The 16,714-nt window shown below is 61.1% G+C and carries 8 protein-coding genes and 2 tRNA genes; 2 read left to right on the top strand and 8 right to left on the bottom strand.

Annotated features, from left to right (window positions below):
- Window positions 1–1,158: a tyrosine-type recombinase/integrase gene (locus WMO45_RS11100; RefSeq protein WP_009260727.1), complete on the top strand. Its 1,158-nt coding sequence runs from the start codon at window positions 1–3 to the stop codon at window positions 1,156–1,158.
- Window positions 1,159–1,280: 122 nt separating this feature from the next.
- On the opposite strand, the gene WMO45_RS11095 is transcribed toward WMO45_RS11100, so the two are convergent.
- The 4 genes from WMO45_RS11095 to WMO45_RS11080 all read right to left on the bottom strand — a co-directional run bounded on the left by WMO45_RS11095 (window position 1,281) and on the right by WMO45_RS11080 (window position 11,149).
- Window positions 1,281–1,357: transfer RNA gene (locus WMO45_RS11095), tRNA-Met, on the bottom strand.
- Between the two features lie 3 nt (window positions 1,358–1,360).
- Window positions 1,361–1,447: transfer RNA gene (locus tag WMO45_RS11090), tRNA-Leu, on the bottom strand.
- 362 nt (window positions 1,448–1,809) lie between these two features.
- Complete coding sequence (locus WMO45_RS11085; RefSeq protein ID WP_349140833.1) at window positions 1,810–4,200, bottom strand: spermine/spermidine synthase domain-containing protein; 2,391 nt, start codon at window positions 4,198–4,200, stop codon at window positions 1,810–1,812.
- A 100-nt stretch (window positions 4,201–4,300) separates the two neighbouring features.
- On the bottom strand, window positions 4,301–11,149 hold the full coding sequence (locus WMO45_RS11080) for an S-layer homology domain-containing protein (RefSeq protein WP_349140831.1): 6,849 nt from the start codon (window positions 11,147–11,149) through the stop codon (window positions 4,301–4,303).
- Between the two features lie 281 nt (window positions 11,150–11,430).
- Here WMO45_RS11080 and prfB point away from each other — a divergent pair, with 281 nt between their 5' ends.
- Window positions 11,431–12,552 carry a peptide chain release factor 2 gene (gene prfB, locus WMO45_RS11075; protein ID WP_349140830.1) on the top strand — a complete coding sequence of 374 codons (1,122 nt, stop codon included), beginning with the start codon at window positions 11,431–11,433 and terminating at the stop codon, window positions 12,550–12,552.
- Between the two features lie 76 nt (window positions 12,553–12,628).
- Here prfB and acrA read toward each other — a convergent pair whose 3' ends face one another.
- The 4 genes from acrA to WMO45_RS11055 form a co-directional block, all read right to left on the bottom strand.
- On the bottom strand, window positions 12,629–13,732 hold the full coding sequence (gene acrA / locus WMO45_RS11070) for an acryloyl-CoA reductase electron transfer subunit beta (RefSeq protein WP_349140829.1): 1,104 nt from the start codon (window positions 13,730–13,732) through the stop codon (window positions 12,629–12,631).
- 19 nt (window positions 13,733–13,751) lie between these two features.
- On the bottom strand, window positions 13,752–14,552 hold the full coding sequence (acrB, locus tag WMO45_RS11065; RefSeq protein WP_349140828.1) for an acryloyl-CoA reductase electron transfer subunit gamma: 801 nt from the start codon (window positions 14,550–14,552) through the stop codon (window positions 13,752–13,754).
- Between the two features lie 24 nt (window positions 14,553–14,576).
- Window positions 14,577–15,740: an acyl-CoA dehydrogenase gene (locus WMO45_RS11060; protein ID WP_349140827.1), complete on the bottom strand. Its 1,164-nt coding sequence runs from the start codon at window positions 15,738–15,740 to the stop codon at window positions 14,577–14,579.
- 93 nt (window positions 15,741–15,833) lie between these two features.
- Entirely contained in the window at window positions 15,834–16,682 is an 849-nt protein-coding gene (locus WMO45_RS11055; protein WP_349140826.1) for a 3-hydroxybutyryl-CoA dehydrogenase, read from the bottom strand.
- Window positions 16,683–16,714 lie beyond the last annotated feature (32 nt).

The following is a 16,714-nucleotide window of genomic DNA, read 5'->3' as shown; positions in this document are numbered from 1 at the left end:
ATGGCAAAACGTAGAGCCAACGGGGAGGGAAACCTCCGCAAGCGCAAGGACGGTCGCTGGGAGGGCCGGTACACCGCCGGCCGCGACCCGGAGACGGGCAGGGCCATCTACAAGAACGTCCTGGGAAAAACCCAGGCAGAGGCCAAGGCCAAGCTGAAACAAGCAATCGAGGAAGCGAAAGGACTGGACACGGCCAAGGTTGGCCGGTACACGGTGGGGCAGTGGATGGAGGTGTGGTTTGAGCACTACGCCAAGATAAAAGTACGGCCATCCTCCCACCAGACCTACCGGGGCTACATCGACAACCACATCAAACCCAACATTGGCAAGGTCCCCCTGGAAAAACTCACTCCTCTGGAATTGCAGAAGTTCTACAAGAAGCTGCTGGAGCAGGGAAGGGCAGGCCGGCTGGAGTCCAGGCACCAGGCCAAGGGGCTGAGCCCCAAGACCGTGCGGAACATCCACCAGATCATCTCCTCTGCGATGAACTTAGCCAGGGAGCAGAAACTGATCACCGCAAATCCTGCGGAGGGCTGTGCCCTGCCCCGGCTGGAGCACAAGGAGATGAAAACCCTGCTGGTGGAGCAGCTCCAGTCCTTCCTGAGAGAGTCCAAGGACAGCGGCGTGTTTGAGCTCTACTATCTGGAATTGGCTACTGGGCTCCGCCGGGGAGAACTTCTCGGCCTGAAATGGGTGGACATTGATTTGGAGCGGGGTGACCTCCGGGTACGGCGGCAGATCGCCCGGATCAACGGCGAGGTGGTGGAGGCGCCCCTGAAAACGAAAAACGCCTACCGCACCCTGCCGCTGGCAGAGGATACGATAGGCGTTCTGAAAGCACAGAAACAGAAAACAGGAGACAGCCCGTGGGTGTTCCCTAGCCCCACCGGCAGGCCGATTTCACCGGACAGCGTGCTGCACATGCTCCACCGGGTGCTGAAACGGGCAGGGCTACCTCGAGTGAGGTTCCACGATTTGCGTCACACATTTGCCACCCTGGCCCTCCAGAACGGGGTGGACGTGAAAACGGTATCCGGAATGCTGGGGCACTTCTCGGCGGGGTTTACCCTGGACACCTACGCCCATGTGACCACGGCCTCCCAGCGCCAGGCGGCCAAAACGATGGGCAGTATCCTCTCCGGCAGTCTCCAGCCCTGAACGCTCCGAGATCCCGTATGGGTCACGGTTTGGGTCAGATAAAAACGGCAAAAATAATCATCCAGAAAAAATGATGAAAACAAGAGAAAACCCGTCAGAATCCATGGATTCTGACGGGTTTATGGTTGCGGGGGATGGATTTGAACCACCGACCTCCGGGTTATGAGCCCGACGAGCTACCGAACTGCTCTACCCCGCGATATGGTGCCGGAGACCGGGCTCGAACCGGCACGGGATCGCTCCCACAGGATTTTAAGTCCCGGGCGTCTGCCAATTCCGCCACTCCGGCGTGGAGGGCTCCAGTCTCTCTTGTTTTAAGTGCTTATTTAGAATATCATAAGCACTTGTAATTGTCAACCCCAATCTTTAAATTTTTCTCCGACAGAACTCCCGCACATTCTCCCAGCATCTGGAATATACTGAGGTGTACATCACCAATGAAGGAGGGATCCGCATGAAGCGGCAACACTATGAGGAACCGGCCCAGGCTACAGACACCCATGAGGATGTGGATGATCTGATTTTCCGCGCTTCGCCCGACTGGCTGGCCAGCGACCGCTAAAAACCGCCCGCCCATGGGCGGTTTTTTCCTGCCTAAGCTTAGAAATAATGGCCCGCACACTGCTTCTGCAGCGTGCGGGCCGTTTGGTTTTAATCTTCCTGTGTAAAAAGCCCGGCAAAGTCCCGGATCTCCTGGTCGTATTGCTCCATAAGGACGCTGTCCAGCGCCGGAGTATCCTCCAGACAAGTGAGCGTACTCTGCTTGGCCTGCGTCAGCGCCGCCAAATTCTCCCGACCGCAGACGGCATAGTCCTGCTGGATACGGGGGGTAAGGTATTCCAGTACCGGCCGGTCGTCGGTATTGACAGGCAAGGCACTGTCATAATAAACAGGCGCAATGAAGTGGCTGAGGAACATGTAAGGGTCGTCCAGCGCAGTCTGTGCCAGCTGCTCTGCCAGTTCCGGTTCCTGCGCATAGACCGCCTCCACTTCTTCCAAAGACAGCTCCAAGGGCTGCCTGCTACCCACAATGCCCGCCACCGGCGTGGAATCGCCAATCAGGCCATACCATAGGTAGGCATAGTCAAACACCTCGGCAAAGGTGTTGAGGGCAATCTCCAGCGTCTGCTCGGAAAACTGATGCAGGGGCAGCCACTGGATCATCAGGCCGTCCTCACTCAGCCGGGCCAGGCAGTCGGTATAGTACTCCCGGCTGAACAGGTTTCCCGACCCGGAGCTCATGGGGAAGAAGATATCCGCCACGATGAGATCATAGGTCTCCTCACACCGGGCCACATAGCTGCGGGCGTCGTCGGCGATCACGGTGACGTTCTCCCGGTCCAGCACGCCGTGGTTCTCCTCTTCAAAACAGCGGGCCGCTTCGATGACCGCCTCGGAGATCTCTACGCAATCCACCTGCACACTGCTGCGGGAGGCCGCGCCGTCCAGCGTTATGCCGGCTCCCAGGCCGGTGACAAGCATGGTCTCGGCATCCGGCTTCAGGAGCAAGGGGATATACCCCAGCCGGCGGTGATCCTCCGCGCCCCCCATCACTGAGGTATTCTGGCAGTAAAGGCGGTTGGTAATCAGATATTTCTGGGCACTTGGCAGAAAATCCACCACCGTAGTGACGCCGTAGGCATCCTCCTGGTAATAGAGGTAATCCACGTACCCTTCCACATCCTGTCCCGGCGCCAGGAAGGAAGTGGACATCTCAAACCGGTTCCATTCCGGCAGCAACACCGCCATGGCCACAGGTATCACCGCCGCCGCACACAGCCCCCGTCGCCGTGCCGCGGTTCTCTGCCAGAAGGCAAAGAGGATGAGAAACGCCAGCACATTGAGCCCGGCGTTGACCAGGATAGACCCCCGCCAGCCCACCAGCGGGACCATGACAAAGCTGCCCAGCAGGGAACCGGCAGCCGAACCCACGGTATTCCACCCCAGCATCCAGCCAAGCCGTGCGCCCTGACGGGCCTCCTCTCCCCTGCAGATCCGGCTGACCAGGGGGAACGCACCGCCCCACAGCACCGTCACCGGCAGCAGAAAGAGGGCGGCCACTCCAGCCTTGCACAGCACGGCCATCAGCCAGGCGCCGTCGCCAAACTGAGGAACCAGCTGGCTGGTCCGCTGGATGTGCTCGGTCCAGTAGGGCAGTTGCTGGGCCAGCAGCACGCCCAGCACGCTGAACACGCCTACCAGCAGCTGGCTGCCCATGAGCCAGGCGGTGTGGTCTGTCTCCCGACGGGCCACAGCGGAAAAGAGGAAGTTGCCCAGCGCCGACCCCGTGAGGAAAACCATCAGAATAATGGCAAAGTCATAGGCGCTGTCCATGAAGAACCAGGTCAGCAGCTTGGTCTGATACATCTGGAACGCCATGGCGGTAAAGCCCGAAATGGTATATACCGCCACCGCCGCCCGCCGCAGGAACACGGGGTAAGTCCGTCCAGCCGGGGCGGCCGTCTGGGGCAGGGGAGGCTCTGGCCGCCGCCAGCCTGCCAGTCCCCAGGACAGTATAGCCATGCCGCCAGCCACAGCGGCGCTCCCGCTCAGTCCCAGCGTTCCAATGGTCCAGAAGCCGGCGACCCCGGCTCCCAACACCGAGCCAAGGGTGTGGAAGGCATAGAGGGCACCCTCCCCTACCCGGCGTCGCGCCAGCACCGCCAGAGCGGGAATCATACCTCCCACCAAGATCGTAGGCAGCAGCAGGGCAGCAAAGCTCACGGCCACCCGCGCTCCCAGCCCGCCCCCCAGCTGGACGGACAACGCCCGCACCGCCCGATAGGTCAGGGGTGAGAGCAGGCACAGCACGCCAAAGCCGCCCATGGCCGCCAGCGCGGCCACCATGGGGCGCCGTCCGGCCAACGCTCCCAACAGAAAGCTGCCCAGGGCCAGTCCCACCATGTAGCAGGCCGTCACCGTGCCCACCGCATAGGTAGAACTGCCCAGCAGGATCCCCAGATACCGGGTCCAGATCAGCTCAAACATCAGCGCGGCGATACCTGTAAACAGGGCCGCCAGCTTGATGGGCAGATACTTCATGCAATCGCTCCTTCCGGGTATCCCTGCTCTACGGCAGGATGCGGGCCGGGGCCGGTGGTTGACCGCCGGCCCCGGCCCGCTGAATGTCTATGCTGTAAACTCAGTCAATATCGCTGCACACGTACACCCGGACGTTGTCGATCTGTACGGTGCCCGTAGCGCCGCCGCCAGTGCCAAACTGAACGAAGGAGAACCGGGTCTGATCCCCATCGTTGAGGCGGACAGCTCCGTCCGTGTCTCCCACAAAGCTGACGCCGTTGACGGTGATGCGGAAGGTGCCGCTGTCGGGCATGACCTCCAGCTTCATGGTGTTCCACTGGCCGTTCTTTACCGTACCGCTGTTCGCCGGAGGCGAGAGCTTCACGTTTCCGCCGTCCACTTCGTTTTTGTACTGTACGTCGCCGGCACCCTTGGAGGCCACACTGGTGTATACCTCCACGGCCATGTCGGCCTTGCCGTTGTTGTCCGAGCAGTCATTGGACTTGGAGAACAGCCCGCGGATCCACTGCTGGGCATCGCCCGGGTTGAGCTCCCACTCCAATACGATCTTCTTGCCCGCCAGGTCGGTGGTGGTGTACTCGTGGGCCAGCTGGCCATGGACAAAGAGCATGGTGCTGCCCGTATCGGCCAGGTTGAGCACATTGCCCCGGCCGTCCACCTCCACCAGAGTAGCGGTATCCTGAGTAGCGGCAGAGGTGTTCTGGGTCCAGACCGAGCTCAGCTCCGCTCCGTCAAAGTCGTCCTGGAGCTCATACTCGGCCTTGGTGAAGGAGATGGTGTACACTCCCGTGCCGTTGACGGTGAGGGTGGCCACAGGATTCTCCTGGGTGGCCTGGGTCACCACGACCTCGTCGGAGGGATCGGGGGCCGTGCCCTTGACCTGGGGATACTCCGCCTCGGGCGCCAGTACGATCTCGTAGCTGTGGGTATCGCTCTGGAAGCCCTTCAGGGAGACGCCGTCCAGAGTGATGTCATCCAGCGTCTCGTTCAGGGCTCCGGCCACCTGGAAGCGCACCGTATAAGTGGTCTGGCCGCCGGTCAGGGCAGTGACCACGATGGTGGCGGTACCGGTGGTGCTCTCCGGCTGGGTGATGTCTACCGTGGCGTAGGGGTCCCGGGCCGTGGCAGTCACCACGGGGGCCTGCTCGGTGCCGAAGGGCAGGGTGTGCTCATAAGAGGTCGTATCCGGATCAAAACCACTCAGCGGCGCGCCGTTGACCTCGATGGAGCTCAGAGCGCTGTCGATGAGCTCCACCTTCACATCGTCGATAAGCACGTGGGTACCGCTGCCGCCGCCGGACCCCAGGATCAGGTGATCCACAAAGTCCAGATTGTTGCGGAACTTGACGCCCGACTTGGCCAGCTGGTCGTCCACATAGATGTCATAGCTGGCGTTGTCCATATCCACGATGTAGCGGATCTTGTACCAGTGCTCCGCCGTCAGCTGCTGGACCGTCAGGTCCTTACGGGTGCTGCCCTCATAATAGCGGGCGGAGAGGGTGGAGTTGCTGCGCAGGTAGCTTTCCACCACCGTGCCGTCGTGGACGTTGGGGTCAGAGTTGGGCTCACCCTTGTGCAGCAGGATACGTACGTAGTCCTGTGCCTTACCGGCTGCGGTCAGGTCATAGTCATAGATGCGGTACTCCACCGCGAATTTCCCCGACTGGGGCAGGAACTTGCGGCTGACCAGGGCCATATTGGGCGCACTGCCGGTATTGGTATCCAGCAGCTCCAGGGCCTTGTTGCCGTCCAGCTCCACGATCTTGGCGCTGGTGTCGGGTGCGGTGTTCACCACCCAGCCCAGAGGCGCCTCGCCTACGGTCTGGCCTTCAAAGTTGTCGGAGAGGAAGGTGGTCTCCTGGCCGTCCTCCTTGACGAACACCACGTACTGGTTGCCGCCCTGGGTCATATCCTCAGCCACGTTGCTGAAGAGGGTAACGCTCTCATCGTTTTTAAAGGACTTGGTAAACACCGAGTGGGTATGGCCGTTGATCGTAATGTCCATACCGGTATCGGTGTAGCCCTCCGTAATCCAGGCGGGCCGGGGCTGGATGGTATCGTCGTGGGCAATGTAGAGGTCCACATCCCGGGCAAAACGCAGCTGCAGCACGTCGGTGGCGCCGGTCAGGTTGGCGTCGGCCTGGGGGATCTGGAGGTACTCGCTGTTGAGCAGCTCGATGGGCAGGTCGCCGAAGACGATCTCCTTCTCATCGCTGTACACCCGCTCGCCGGGGATGGCGGGGAAGCAGACGTTGAACTCCCCGTCGCTGCCGGTGTAGGAGGACTCCTTCATCAGAGCCGACTTCTGCTCCGTGACGGTGCCGTCGTCGATCTCCGGCTTTTCGCCGTCACCCACGCCCGGGTCCTCGCCCAACGGCAAGGTCTTAAACTCGTTCATCACCGTGCTCAGGCCGCCGGTGTTGTCCACCGGCTGACTGGTCACGGTAATGGTGGCGCTCTCCAGTCCCTCGGTGGAAGCGGTGACGGTAATGTCTCCCGCCTTCATGGTGGTGCGCACCGCCACACGGTTGATGCCGCCCTGCAGATAGAGGTACTTGTTGTTGGTGGAGTGCTCAATGCCGCTGTTGTAGCCGCCCCGCCACACGCTGCAGCCGTTGTCGTCGTTGATGGTGAACTCGGTCTTCAGACCGTTTACCGTCCCGTCAAAGGTAAGGCAGCGGTTGCCCTCTGCGTCCACGGCCTCCACGTCCAGCAGCAGGATATCCGAGCCGTTGGCCAGCAGGCCCTGAGGACCTGTAATGGGCGTGATGCGCAGAGCCACAGCCTCGCCGTGGGTCGCCTTGGTGGAGCGGCCCACCTCATTGCCCTCCTTGTCATAGGCAATGGCAGTCGCCTCGCCGGGGACGTACTGAACATTCTGGAAGGTGAAGAGATAGCCGTTGGATTTGACCCCGTCGTACTCCGTCTTCTCGCCGTTCTCGTCCGTCACCACCAGCTTGACAGTGGCCGCGTCGGAGGTCGCATAGACGTCCTTCACCGTGCCCTCTGGGTAGTTCCAGTGGCCCACCAGATAGACGTCGGTCTCGTCGGTGTAGATGGTAGACAGGGTATAGTAGGCCTCCTTGGGCAGACGCACCGCATCCACCTCACCGCTGGCCCGGGAGACTTCGGAGTACACACGGCCGTGGCTGGTGGAGTCGGAGAAGATCCAGTTGCCGCCGCCGCTGTGGTCGCTGGAGGAGATCTTGGCATAGTTGGAGACCTGGTTGACAGCGAACTGCTCGTCGGTCAGGTTATAGCTGCTGCCGCTGGGGGTCTTGAAGTCCTCAAAGCCGGGGGTATACCGGTCCCAGACACCCCGGCGGGCCTCCTCGCGGTTGTACTCACCCTCTACGCCGGGCTTACCGTCGCTCTTGAGCTCCCAGCCGCCCTCGGTGGTAACCGACACGTCCACATACTTGGACATGACGCTGTTGCCCCGGCGTACGGCGAGGAGGCGGTTGGAGGCGTCCTCGGTCTCATCGTAGGAGCCGCTGTTGTGTTTGTCCGAGGGGTCGGTCATGCCGTGATGGTCGTAGGTGTAGACGATCTCGGTCAGGGCCTTGGCCTCCTCATCGGGCATACTCTGGTTGCCCAGCTCCCACAGGAAGATGGAGGGGTTATTGCGGTAGTAGATGATCATGTCCCGGAAGGCGTTTTTGCGCACCTCATAGGACAACTCGCTGTACACGCCGCCCACGGTGCTGCCTTCGCCGTCCACGCCGGGCTGCAGGGTAACGATGCCATACTGGTCGGAGATGGCGATCTGCGTGGGGGAACCGGCGCAGTGGCCCCAGCGGATGAAGTTGCCGCCGGCGTCTTTGATCAGTTCCTGGGTAAAGGCGTGCATCCAGTCGGGATAGGCCGCGCCCAGGCCGGCCCACTCGTCGGTGGGCTTCTGGCCCCAGCCCTGAAGCTTGACGTAGTTCTCATTCAGGAAGAAGCCGCTGTCATTGGTAAAGCGGAAGGTGCGCACGCCCAGCGGCGTGGTGGTGGAGTCCACTTCCTTCCCGTCCACCAGAACCTTGGAGACCACCTCGTAGAGATAGGGATACTCGGTGGACCAGCGCTTGGGATTGTCCAGCGTCCCGGTCAGATGGAAGACCTCCTTGGCCCCGGGCTCCAGGGTCAGCTCCTCGCTCTGGGCGGTGAGGACCACCTTGCCGTCCATATCCACCACCTCGGACACATAGGTGAAGGTCCGGGCTTCGTCATACTCGTTCTGGATCTCCGCATCCATTACCACCTCAGCGGAGGTATCGGTCTCATTCTGGGTGTATACATAGGTACCCTGGGTCTCCAGGAAGCTGTACAGCGGCAGGGTGATGTGCAGCGGATCGGTGACATACAGATACGCGTTGCGATACAGTCCGCCGTTGTTGGGATGCCAGTGGGAATCGGCCCAGCTCAGCTCGTTCTTGGAGCCGTCCTCACCGATGTGATAGTAGGGGAAGGAGTTGTCGGTCATGACGGTGATATCGTTCTCCCCGCCGAAGTTCAGATAGGGAGTCAGATCATAGCCAAAGGGGATAAAGCCGTTTTCGCTCTTGCCCTCCAGCTTCTGGCCATTTACATAGACCTCGGCAGCCTGACGGGCGGCCTCAAACTCCAGGAAGACCTTCTTGCCCTCATACTCGGCGGGAATGGTAAAGGTCTTTTTGTACCAGGCGGTGCCGCCGTAGACGCTGCGCTCGCCGTTCATACCCGTCTCGGTAAAGTTATCGAAGGTATCCACATCGTTATAGGTGTGGGGCAGGCTGACACTCTCCCAGGTGTCTCCCATCACATAGTCCGTCGCCCAGGGCGTCTCGGTGTCAGGGATGACCACCACTTCTTCCTTGTCCGCCCGGTTGGACTCAGAGTTGTTATAGCCCTGTCCCTTGGAGAACATCCAGCCGGAATTGAAATTAAAGACCATACGTCCATCGGTCTGGGCAGCGGGATCGGCCACCGTGACGGCAAAGCTCTGCTGCACGTCGGGACAGTTGGCGGCGCTGGCCGTCACCGTGATGGTGGTCTCGCCCTGGGCCACGCCGGTCACGGTCAGAGTCTCACCGGTCAGGGTAACGCCGGCCACAGCGGGATCGCCGGAAGCGGCCGACAGGGTCACTGCGTTGCCGTTGCTGGCCGCGGCGCTCACCGTCACGTCAGCGCTGGCGCCCACCTCCAGCTCCATGGCAGGCAGGGGCGCGATGGTGATGGTCCCCTGCTCCGGCTCAGGCTCCTTTACCGTAACGGTAAAGCTCTGCTGCGCATCGGGGCAATTGGCGGCGCTGGCCGTCACCGTGATGGTGGTCTCGCCCTGGGCCACACCGGTCACGGTCAGGGTCTTCCCGGTCAGGGCAACGCTGGCCACGGTGGGATCGCCGGAAACGGCCGACAGGGTCACCGTGTTGCCGTTGCTGGCTACGGCGCTCACCGCCGCGTCAGCGCTGGCGCCCACCTCCAGCTCCATGGGGGACAGGGGCGCGATGGTGATGGTCCCCTGCTCCGGCTCGGGCTCCTTTACCGTGACCGTAAAGCTCTCTGTTCCGGTCTTATAGCCGTTGCGGGAGGCCTCCACCCGGATCTGTGCCGTGCCCTCTGCCAAGGCGTGGACCGTCAGCACACCCTCGTTCAGGGAAGCGGTGGCTACAAGCTCATCGCTGCTGGTAACGTAGAACGTGCATCCGGCAGGCTGGGCGCTCACGTCCGCGGTACCCTCGCCGCCTGCCGTCAGAGTCATATCCTCCAGCGCGCTCACCACGATCTGGCCCTCGTTGTCCTCATCCGAGTGCCCGGGCTTACCGGTCTCACCGGTTCCGGCATCAGGCTGCCCGTCTATCTCGGTGCCTTCGGTCGTCACATCCGTGCCAGTGACGGAATCGGAGATCTGGACCTGCTTTACCGTACCTTCGCCCGTCACGCTCACATGGTCGGCCTGTACCGCTACCTGGTCCACCACGGCGCCCTCCGCCGCAGTTACCACGGTACCTTCCGTATCCACCGTCACAGTGCCAAAAGCGCCTTCCAGCACCACATCGCTGCGCACGGTCACATCCAGGGCCGTATCCGTCTCATTGATCAGACGCACACTGCCCCCGCTGCGTGCCACGACGAGGCTGCCTACCGTGGTTGTGCCCGTCAGCTGAACGGTGCCGCCGCCGCGGACGACCAGCCGGTCGCTTACCTTCGTATCGGTCAGGCTCACAGTCGTATCCGCCACACCGTCAGCCAGTACAAGCGTCCCGGTCACCTGAGCACCGGTGAGGGTCGTACCCGCCTCACGGGCCACGGCGTTGCCCTCTACCGTCGCGTCAAACTCCGCAGGCAGATAGCACTTCACCAGATTGTCCATGACCTGGGCAAACTCCGCCCGGGTAATGGTGGCCGTGGGATTGAGCCGGCCACTGCCGTCTCCACTGATGTACCCACCGGACACCATGGCCGCCACCGGACCCACAGCCCAGCTGGCCACTGCCGCCCCATCCTGGAACGCATTGAGCGTGCTGGCAGGGCCGTCGCTCAGGCAGAACGCCCGGGCCAGTACGGTCATGGCCTCCTGACGGGTGATGGCCGCGTCGGGATTGAGCCGGCTCCCATCCCCCGTCATCACGCCCATGGCCACTGCCTTCTGCATGGCCTCATAGTACCACGCGCCGGCCGCCACATCCGTATAGCCGGACAGATCCGCCGTTTCAGCGGCGGCAAAGGCCCGGGTGATCACCGCGGCCATCTGGGCCCGGCTGAGCAGGCCCTGGGGATCGATCTTTCCGTTGTTTCCGTTGAGCAGGCCGTTTTCCACAGCGTGCTCCAGCGCCGTGCTGGACCAGTCCGACGGGAAGTCGGTAAAGGACTCAGCAACGGATGGCTGGCTTTCCCCGGTCTGGGCCGCCACCGCCGGTACCATACCCAGCAGCAGCGTCAACACCAACAACAGGGACAGACAGCGTCTGATGTGCTTACGCATTGCTTTTTCCTCCTCTTCATTGATATTCTGGAACATGCATTGAACCAGAGCAAAGCATACCCCTCCAATGCTTATAGCAACATGCTAACATTTATCGTTTACTCCGTCAATATCGCCCTAGAATGCAATACATTTTTTGGTTTATACGCTACATATTACGTCATAATTTTGGGCATTTCACAAATAGCGCTGTAGGTAGCTTTTTTCCCATATCTCTTTACAATTTCTATTGGTTTGGATATAATATTAGGGCTATTTTATGGAAATGAGTGTGGGTATCGATGCTACAGTTTGATGAATACAAGGTGAAACTGAATAACCTCCGCCCAGAGCTGGACGATCTGGACCAGGCCCTGGGGTTGGAAGCCGCCACCCGGGAGGCTGAGATGCTGGAGTCGGAGAGCGCCTCCGACGGTTTCTGGGATAATCTGGAGAAGGCCCAGAAGGTCCAGCAGCGGGTTAAGCACCTGCGGGACAAGATTGAGGGACAGCAAAAACGCAAGACCCTGTGGGACGATCTGATGACGCTCTGTGAGCTGGGCAACGAGATGGAGGACGAAAGCCTGGTGCCCGAGGTGGAAGAAGGATTCGCCAAACTGGAGGCCCAGGTGGAGGACGCCAAGCTGTCTACCCTGCTCACCGGGGAATACGACGCCTCCAACGCCATCCTCACCTTCCACGCCGGTGCCGGCGGCACGGAGGCCCAGGACTGGGCCCAGATGCTCTTCCGCATGTATACCCGCTGGGCGGAGCGGCACGGCTATGTCTGCAAGACGCTGGACTATCTGGACGGCGACGAGGCCGGACTGAAGAGCGCCACCATCATGATCGAGGGCGAGAATGCCTATGGTCACCTGCGCAGTGAGCACGGAGTGCACCGCCTGGTACGTGTCTCCCCCTTTGACGCCAATGCCCGGCGGCAGACTTCCTTCGCCGCGCTGGAGGTCATGCCCGAGATTCCTGACGATGTGGAGGTGGACATCCGTCCCGAGGATGTGGAGATGCAGGTGTTCCGCTCCTCCGGCGCCGGTGGTCAGCACATCAACAAGACCTCCTCGGCCGTACGTCTCATCCACAAGCCCACGGGCATCGTGGTCTCCTGTCAGACCGAGCGCAGCCAGTTCCAGAACCGGGATACCTGTATGAAGATGCTCCGCTCCAAGCTGGTGGAACTGCAGATGCAGGCCCACGCGGAGAAGATCTCCGACATCAAGGGCGTGCAGCTGAAGATTGAGTGGGGCAGCCAGATCCGCTCCTACGTATTCATGCCCTATCAGCTGGTGAAGGACAACCGCACCGGCTATGAGACCAGCAACATCAACGCCGTCATGGACGGTGATCTGGACGGCTTCATCAACGCCTATCTGAAGGCGGAAGCCACCGGGACCTGGGCGGAAAAGTGATGCTTTTCCCTCTCTGAACGCAAAAAAGGAGCCCCTCCTTCCGGAGGGGCTCCTTTTTATTCTGCTTGGTTTTGCCTTACTTCGCGGCCTTGGCGGCGCGGATGGCCTCGATGAGCATGGGAGTGACCTTGTACAGATCGCCCACGATGCCGTAGGAAGCCACGTCGAAGATGGGGGCAGACTCGTTCTTGTTCACCGCGATGATGCACTCGGAGTCCTGCATGCCAGCCAGGTGCTGGATGGCGCCGGAGATACCCAGGGCAACATAGATGCGGGGATGGACGGTCTTGCCGGTCTGGCCGACCTGGTGGTCAGCACCGATCCAGCCGGCGTCCACGCAGGCACGGGAAGAGCCCACAACGCCGCCCAGGACGGAAGCCAGCTCCTCAGCCAGCTTGATGCCGCCCTCGACATCCTTGCTGATGCCGCGGCCCACAGACACGACCACGTCGGCGCCGATCAGATCGACCAGCTTCTTGGCGGCCTTCTTGACCTCCAGCACATCCACATGGATGTCGGACTTGTCCAGCTTTACGTCCACATTGACGATCTCGGTCTTGGCAGCGCCGGCCTCGTCATAGGGCTGGGTCTGCATCACGCCGGGACGCACGGTGGACATCTGGGGACGGAAGCGGGGGCAGATGATGGTGGCCATCAGGTGACCGCCGAAAGCAGGACGGGTCATCTTCAGGTTGGTGTTCTCCTCGAACACGGTGTTGTCCACGTCGATGGTAGAGGTGGTCTTCAGGAAGGCCTTGTACTTCTCCACGTCCACGTCGAGGTGGGTGCAGTCGGCGGTCAGACCGGTGTGCAGCCGGGCAGCGCAGCGGGGGCCCAGGTCACGGCCGATGTTGGTAGCGCCGATGAGGAAGATCTCGGGCTTCTTATCCTCCACCAGGTCGCAGATGACCTTGGTGTAGGCGTCGGTGGTGTACACGTCCAGCAGCTCGTGGTTGCAGTAGTAGACCTTGTCGGCGCCGTAGCCGCCCAGAGCCTTGAGGTAGTCCTCCTTGATGTCCTTGCCCAGGACCACGCCGCACAGCTCCACGCCCAGATCGTTGGCCAGCTTGCGGCCCTCGCTCAGCAGCTGGTAGCTGGTGGACATGATGACGCCCTCACGCTGCTCACAGAAAACCCATACGCCCTTGAAGGCGGCGGTGTCTTTACTATCAAAAGCCATTGTGTTGCTCTCCTTTCAATCAGATGATGTGCTTGTCGTTGAGGATGGAGACCAGTTTCTCGACGGTCGCCTTGTCAGCGCCCTCCATCATCATACCGGCGCCCTTCACCGGGGGAGAGAAGGACTTGTACACATTCGTGGGAGAGCCCTTCAGGCCAATGGTATCCACGTCGATGAGAGGATCGTTCTTCAGAGTCTCGTAGTCATACACGCTCAGGGGCTTGGAGTAGCACTCCATGATGCCGCCAACGCTCATGTAGCGGGCGTCGTTGAGCTCCTTCACGCAGGTCAGCAGGCAGGGGGTCTGGACCTTGATGGTCATGTAACCGTCCTCCAGCAGACGCTTGACGGTGACAGCCTTGCCCTCCACGTTGATCTCGGCAACGTAGGAGACCTGGGGCAGGTGCAGCTTCTCGGCGATCTGGGGACCGACCTGAGCGGTATCGCCGTCGATGGCCTGACGGCCGCAGAACACGATGTCGTCATCCTCGATGCCGATCTTCTTGATGGCGGCGGCGAGGATCTGAGAGGTGGCGTAAGTATCGGAACCGCCGAACTCACGGGCGGAGACCAGCACGGCCTCGTCGGCGCCCATGGCCAGCAGCTCACGCAGCATGCCCTCAGCAGGGGCGGGGCCCATGGAGACCACCACGACCTTGCAGCCGGTGGCGTCCTTGATGCGAAGCGCGGCCTCAACAGCGGCCAGGTCGTCGTGGTTGGTAATGGTGGCCATGGCGGCACGGTCCATGGTGCCGTCTTCCTTCACCGCAACCACGCCGGAGGTATCAGGTACCTGCTTGACACAAACGATGCATTTCATATCGTAATTTTCCCTCCAGTTCCTTTAGTTCACGCCCAGGTTGGCGGAGATGACCATGCGCTGAACCTCGCTGGTACCCTCGTAGATCTCGGTGATCTTGGCGTCGCGCATCATGCGCTCCACGGGATACTCACGGGTGTAGCCATAGCCGCCGAACAGCTGCACGCAGCGGCGGGTCACGTCGCTGGCGGTCTCGGCCGCAAACAGCTTGGCCATAGCAGCGTCCATGGTGTAGGGCTCGTGATTCTGCTTCTTCATAGCGGCGGAATACACCAGCCACTTGGCAGCCTCGGTCTTGGCGTGCATGTCAGCCAGCTGGAACTGGGTGTTCTGGAACTGGGAGATGCGGCGGCCGAACTGGACACGCTCCTTGGTGTACTTGATGGTCTCCTCGATGGCGCCCTCGGCCAGACCCAGAGCCTGGGAAGCGATGCCGATACGGCCGCCGTCCAGGGTCTTCATGGCGATGCCGAAGCCCTTGCCCTGCTTGCCCAGCAGACGGTCCTTGGGGATCACGCAGTCCTCCATGATCAGCTCGCAGGTGGAAGAGCCCTTGATGCCCATCTTCTTCTCGTGCTTGCCCACGGAGAAGCCGGGATCGGTGCGCTCCACGATGAAGGCGGAGATCTCCTTCTTCTTGCGGCCGCGCTTGTCGGTGGACACGCCGGTGATGGCGAAGATCACGAACACGTTGGCGTAGCCAGCGTTGGTGATGAAGATCTTGGAACCGTTGAGGATCCAGTTCTCGCCCTTCTCATCCAGCACAGCGGTGGTCTGCTGGCCCTGGGCGTCGGTGCCGGCGCCGGGCTCGGTCAGGCCGAACGCGCCGATCCACTCGCCGGAGCACAGCTTGGGCAGGTAGTACTTCTTCTGCTCCTCGGTGCCGTTCTCAAAGATGGGAGCGCAGCACAGGGAGGTGTGGGCGGAGATGATAACGCCGGTGGTGCCGCAGACCTTGCTCATCTCCTCGACGGCCATGACGTAGCTCAGCACATCCGCGCCGGCGCCGCCGTATTCCTTGGGGAAATAGATGCCCATCATGCCCAGCTTGGCCATCTTCTTCACGGTCTCCTCGGGGAACGCCTCGTTCTCGTCCACCCACTCGGCCAGGGGCTTGACTTCGTTCTCGGCGAAGTCACGGTACATCTTGCGGAGCATTTCCTGCTCTTTGGAAAGGTGCAGATCCATTTGTTGCCTTCCTCCTAGATTTATATTTCAGAACGGGCGGGCGGGAGTCAAGGGCTCCCGCCCGTCGTTATGCGCACGATCAGACGCGATGATTTACTTGCGGTAGTCGTAGAAGCCGACGCCGGTCTTGCGGCCCAGCTTGCCGGCGCGGACCATCTTCCGCATCAGCAGGGAGGCGCGGTACTTGGGGTCATGGGTCTCGTTGTACAGAGTGTCCATGATGGCCAGGCAGACGTCCAGGCCCACCAGATCGCCCAGAGCCAGGGGGCCCATGGGATGGTTGGCGCCCAGCTTCATGGCGGTGTCGATGCCCTCAGCAGAGGCAACGCCGGTGTACAGCAGGTCGCAGGCCTCGTTGATCATGGGGATCAGGATCTTGTTGACCACGAAACCGGGGGCCTCATTGACCTCAACGGGCTCCTTGCCGATCTCCACGGACAGGTCGTGAATGGCCTGATAGGTCTCGTCGGAGGTGTGAGCGCCGCGGATGACCTCCACCAGCTTCATGACGGTGGCGGGGTTGAAGAAGTGCATGCCGATGAACTTGTCGGGGCGCTGAGTCGCCGCGGCAATGGCGGTGATGGAGATGGAAGAGGTGTTGGAAGCCAGGATGGTCTCCGGCTTGCAGATCTTGTCCAGCTCGGCGAAGATGCTCTTCTTGATGTCCAGGTTCTCGATGGCAGCCTCCACCACCAGGTCGGCATCAGCGGCCAGGTTCAGGTCGGTGGTAAAGGTCATGTGGGCCAGGATGTCAGCCTTCTTGGCCTCGTCCATCTTGCCCTTGGCAACCAGCTTATCCAGGCCCTTGTTCAGGCGGGCCTCAGAAGCCTTGATGATATCGTCGTTGATGTCGCGGACGACCACGTCAAATTCCTTCTTGGCAAAGACCTGAGCAATGTCCAGGCCCATGGTGCCGCCGCCAATGACAACAATCTTCTTCATAATATGTAACCTCCTGATTTTATCAAACAGAA

Origin of the sequence: Flavonifractor hominis (assembly GCF_040095835.1) — a bacterium.
Lineage (GTDB): Bacteria > Bacillota > Clostridia > Oscillospirales > Oscillospiraceae > Flavonifractor > Flavonifractor hominis.
The sequence above is the reverse complement of the archived record's forward strand: the minus strand, read 5'-3'. Positions and strand labels throughout refer to the sequence as shown.

Excerpts from the sequence above, each read along its gene's own strand:
- WMO45_RS11100 (WP_009260727.1), top strand. The coding sequence starts at position 1 with ATGGCAAAACGTAGAGCCAACGGGGAGGGAAACCTCCGCAAGCGCAAG.
- WMO45_RS11085 (WP_349140833.1), bottom strand. The coding sequence starts at position 4,200 with ATGAAGTATCTGCCCATCAAGCTGGCGGCCCTGTTTACAGGTATCGCC.
- WMO45_RS11080 (WP_349140831.1), bottom strand. The coding sequence starts at position 11,149 with ATGCGTAAGCACATCAGACGCTGTCTGTCCCTGTTGTTGGTGTTGACG.
- prfB (WP_349140830.1), top strand. The coding sequence starts at position 11,431 with ATGCTACAGTTTGATGAATACAAGGTGAAACTGAATAACCTCCGCCCA.
- acrA (WP_349140829.1), bottom strand. The coding sequence starts at position 13,732 with ATGGCTTTTGATAGTAAAGACACCGCCGCCTTCAAGGGCGTATGGGTT.
- acrB (WP_349140828.1), bottom strand. The coding sequence starts at position 14,552 with ATGAAATGCATCGTTTGTGTCAAGCAGGTACCTGATACCTCCGGCGTG.
- WMO45_RS11060 (WP_349140827.1), bottom strand. The coding sequence starts at position 15,740 with ATGGATCTGCACCTTTCCAAAGAGCAGGAAATGCTCCGCAAGATGTAC.
- WMO45_RS11055 (WP_349140826.1), bottom strand. The coding sequence starts at position 16,682 with ATGAAGAAGATTGTTGTCATTGGCGGCGGCACCATGGGCCTGGACATT.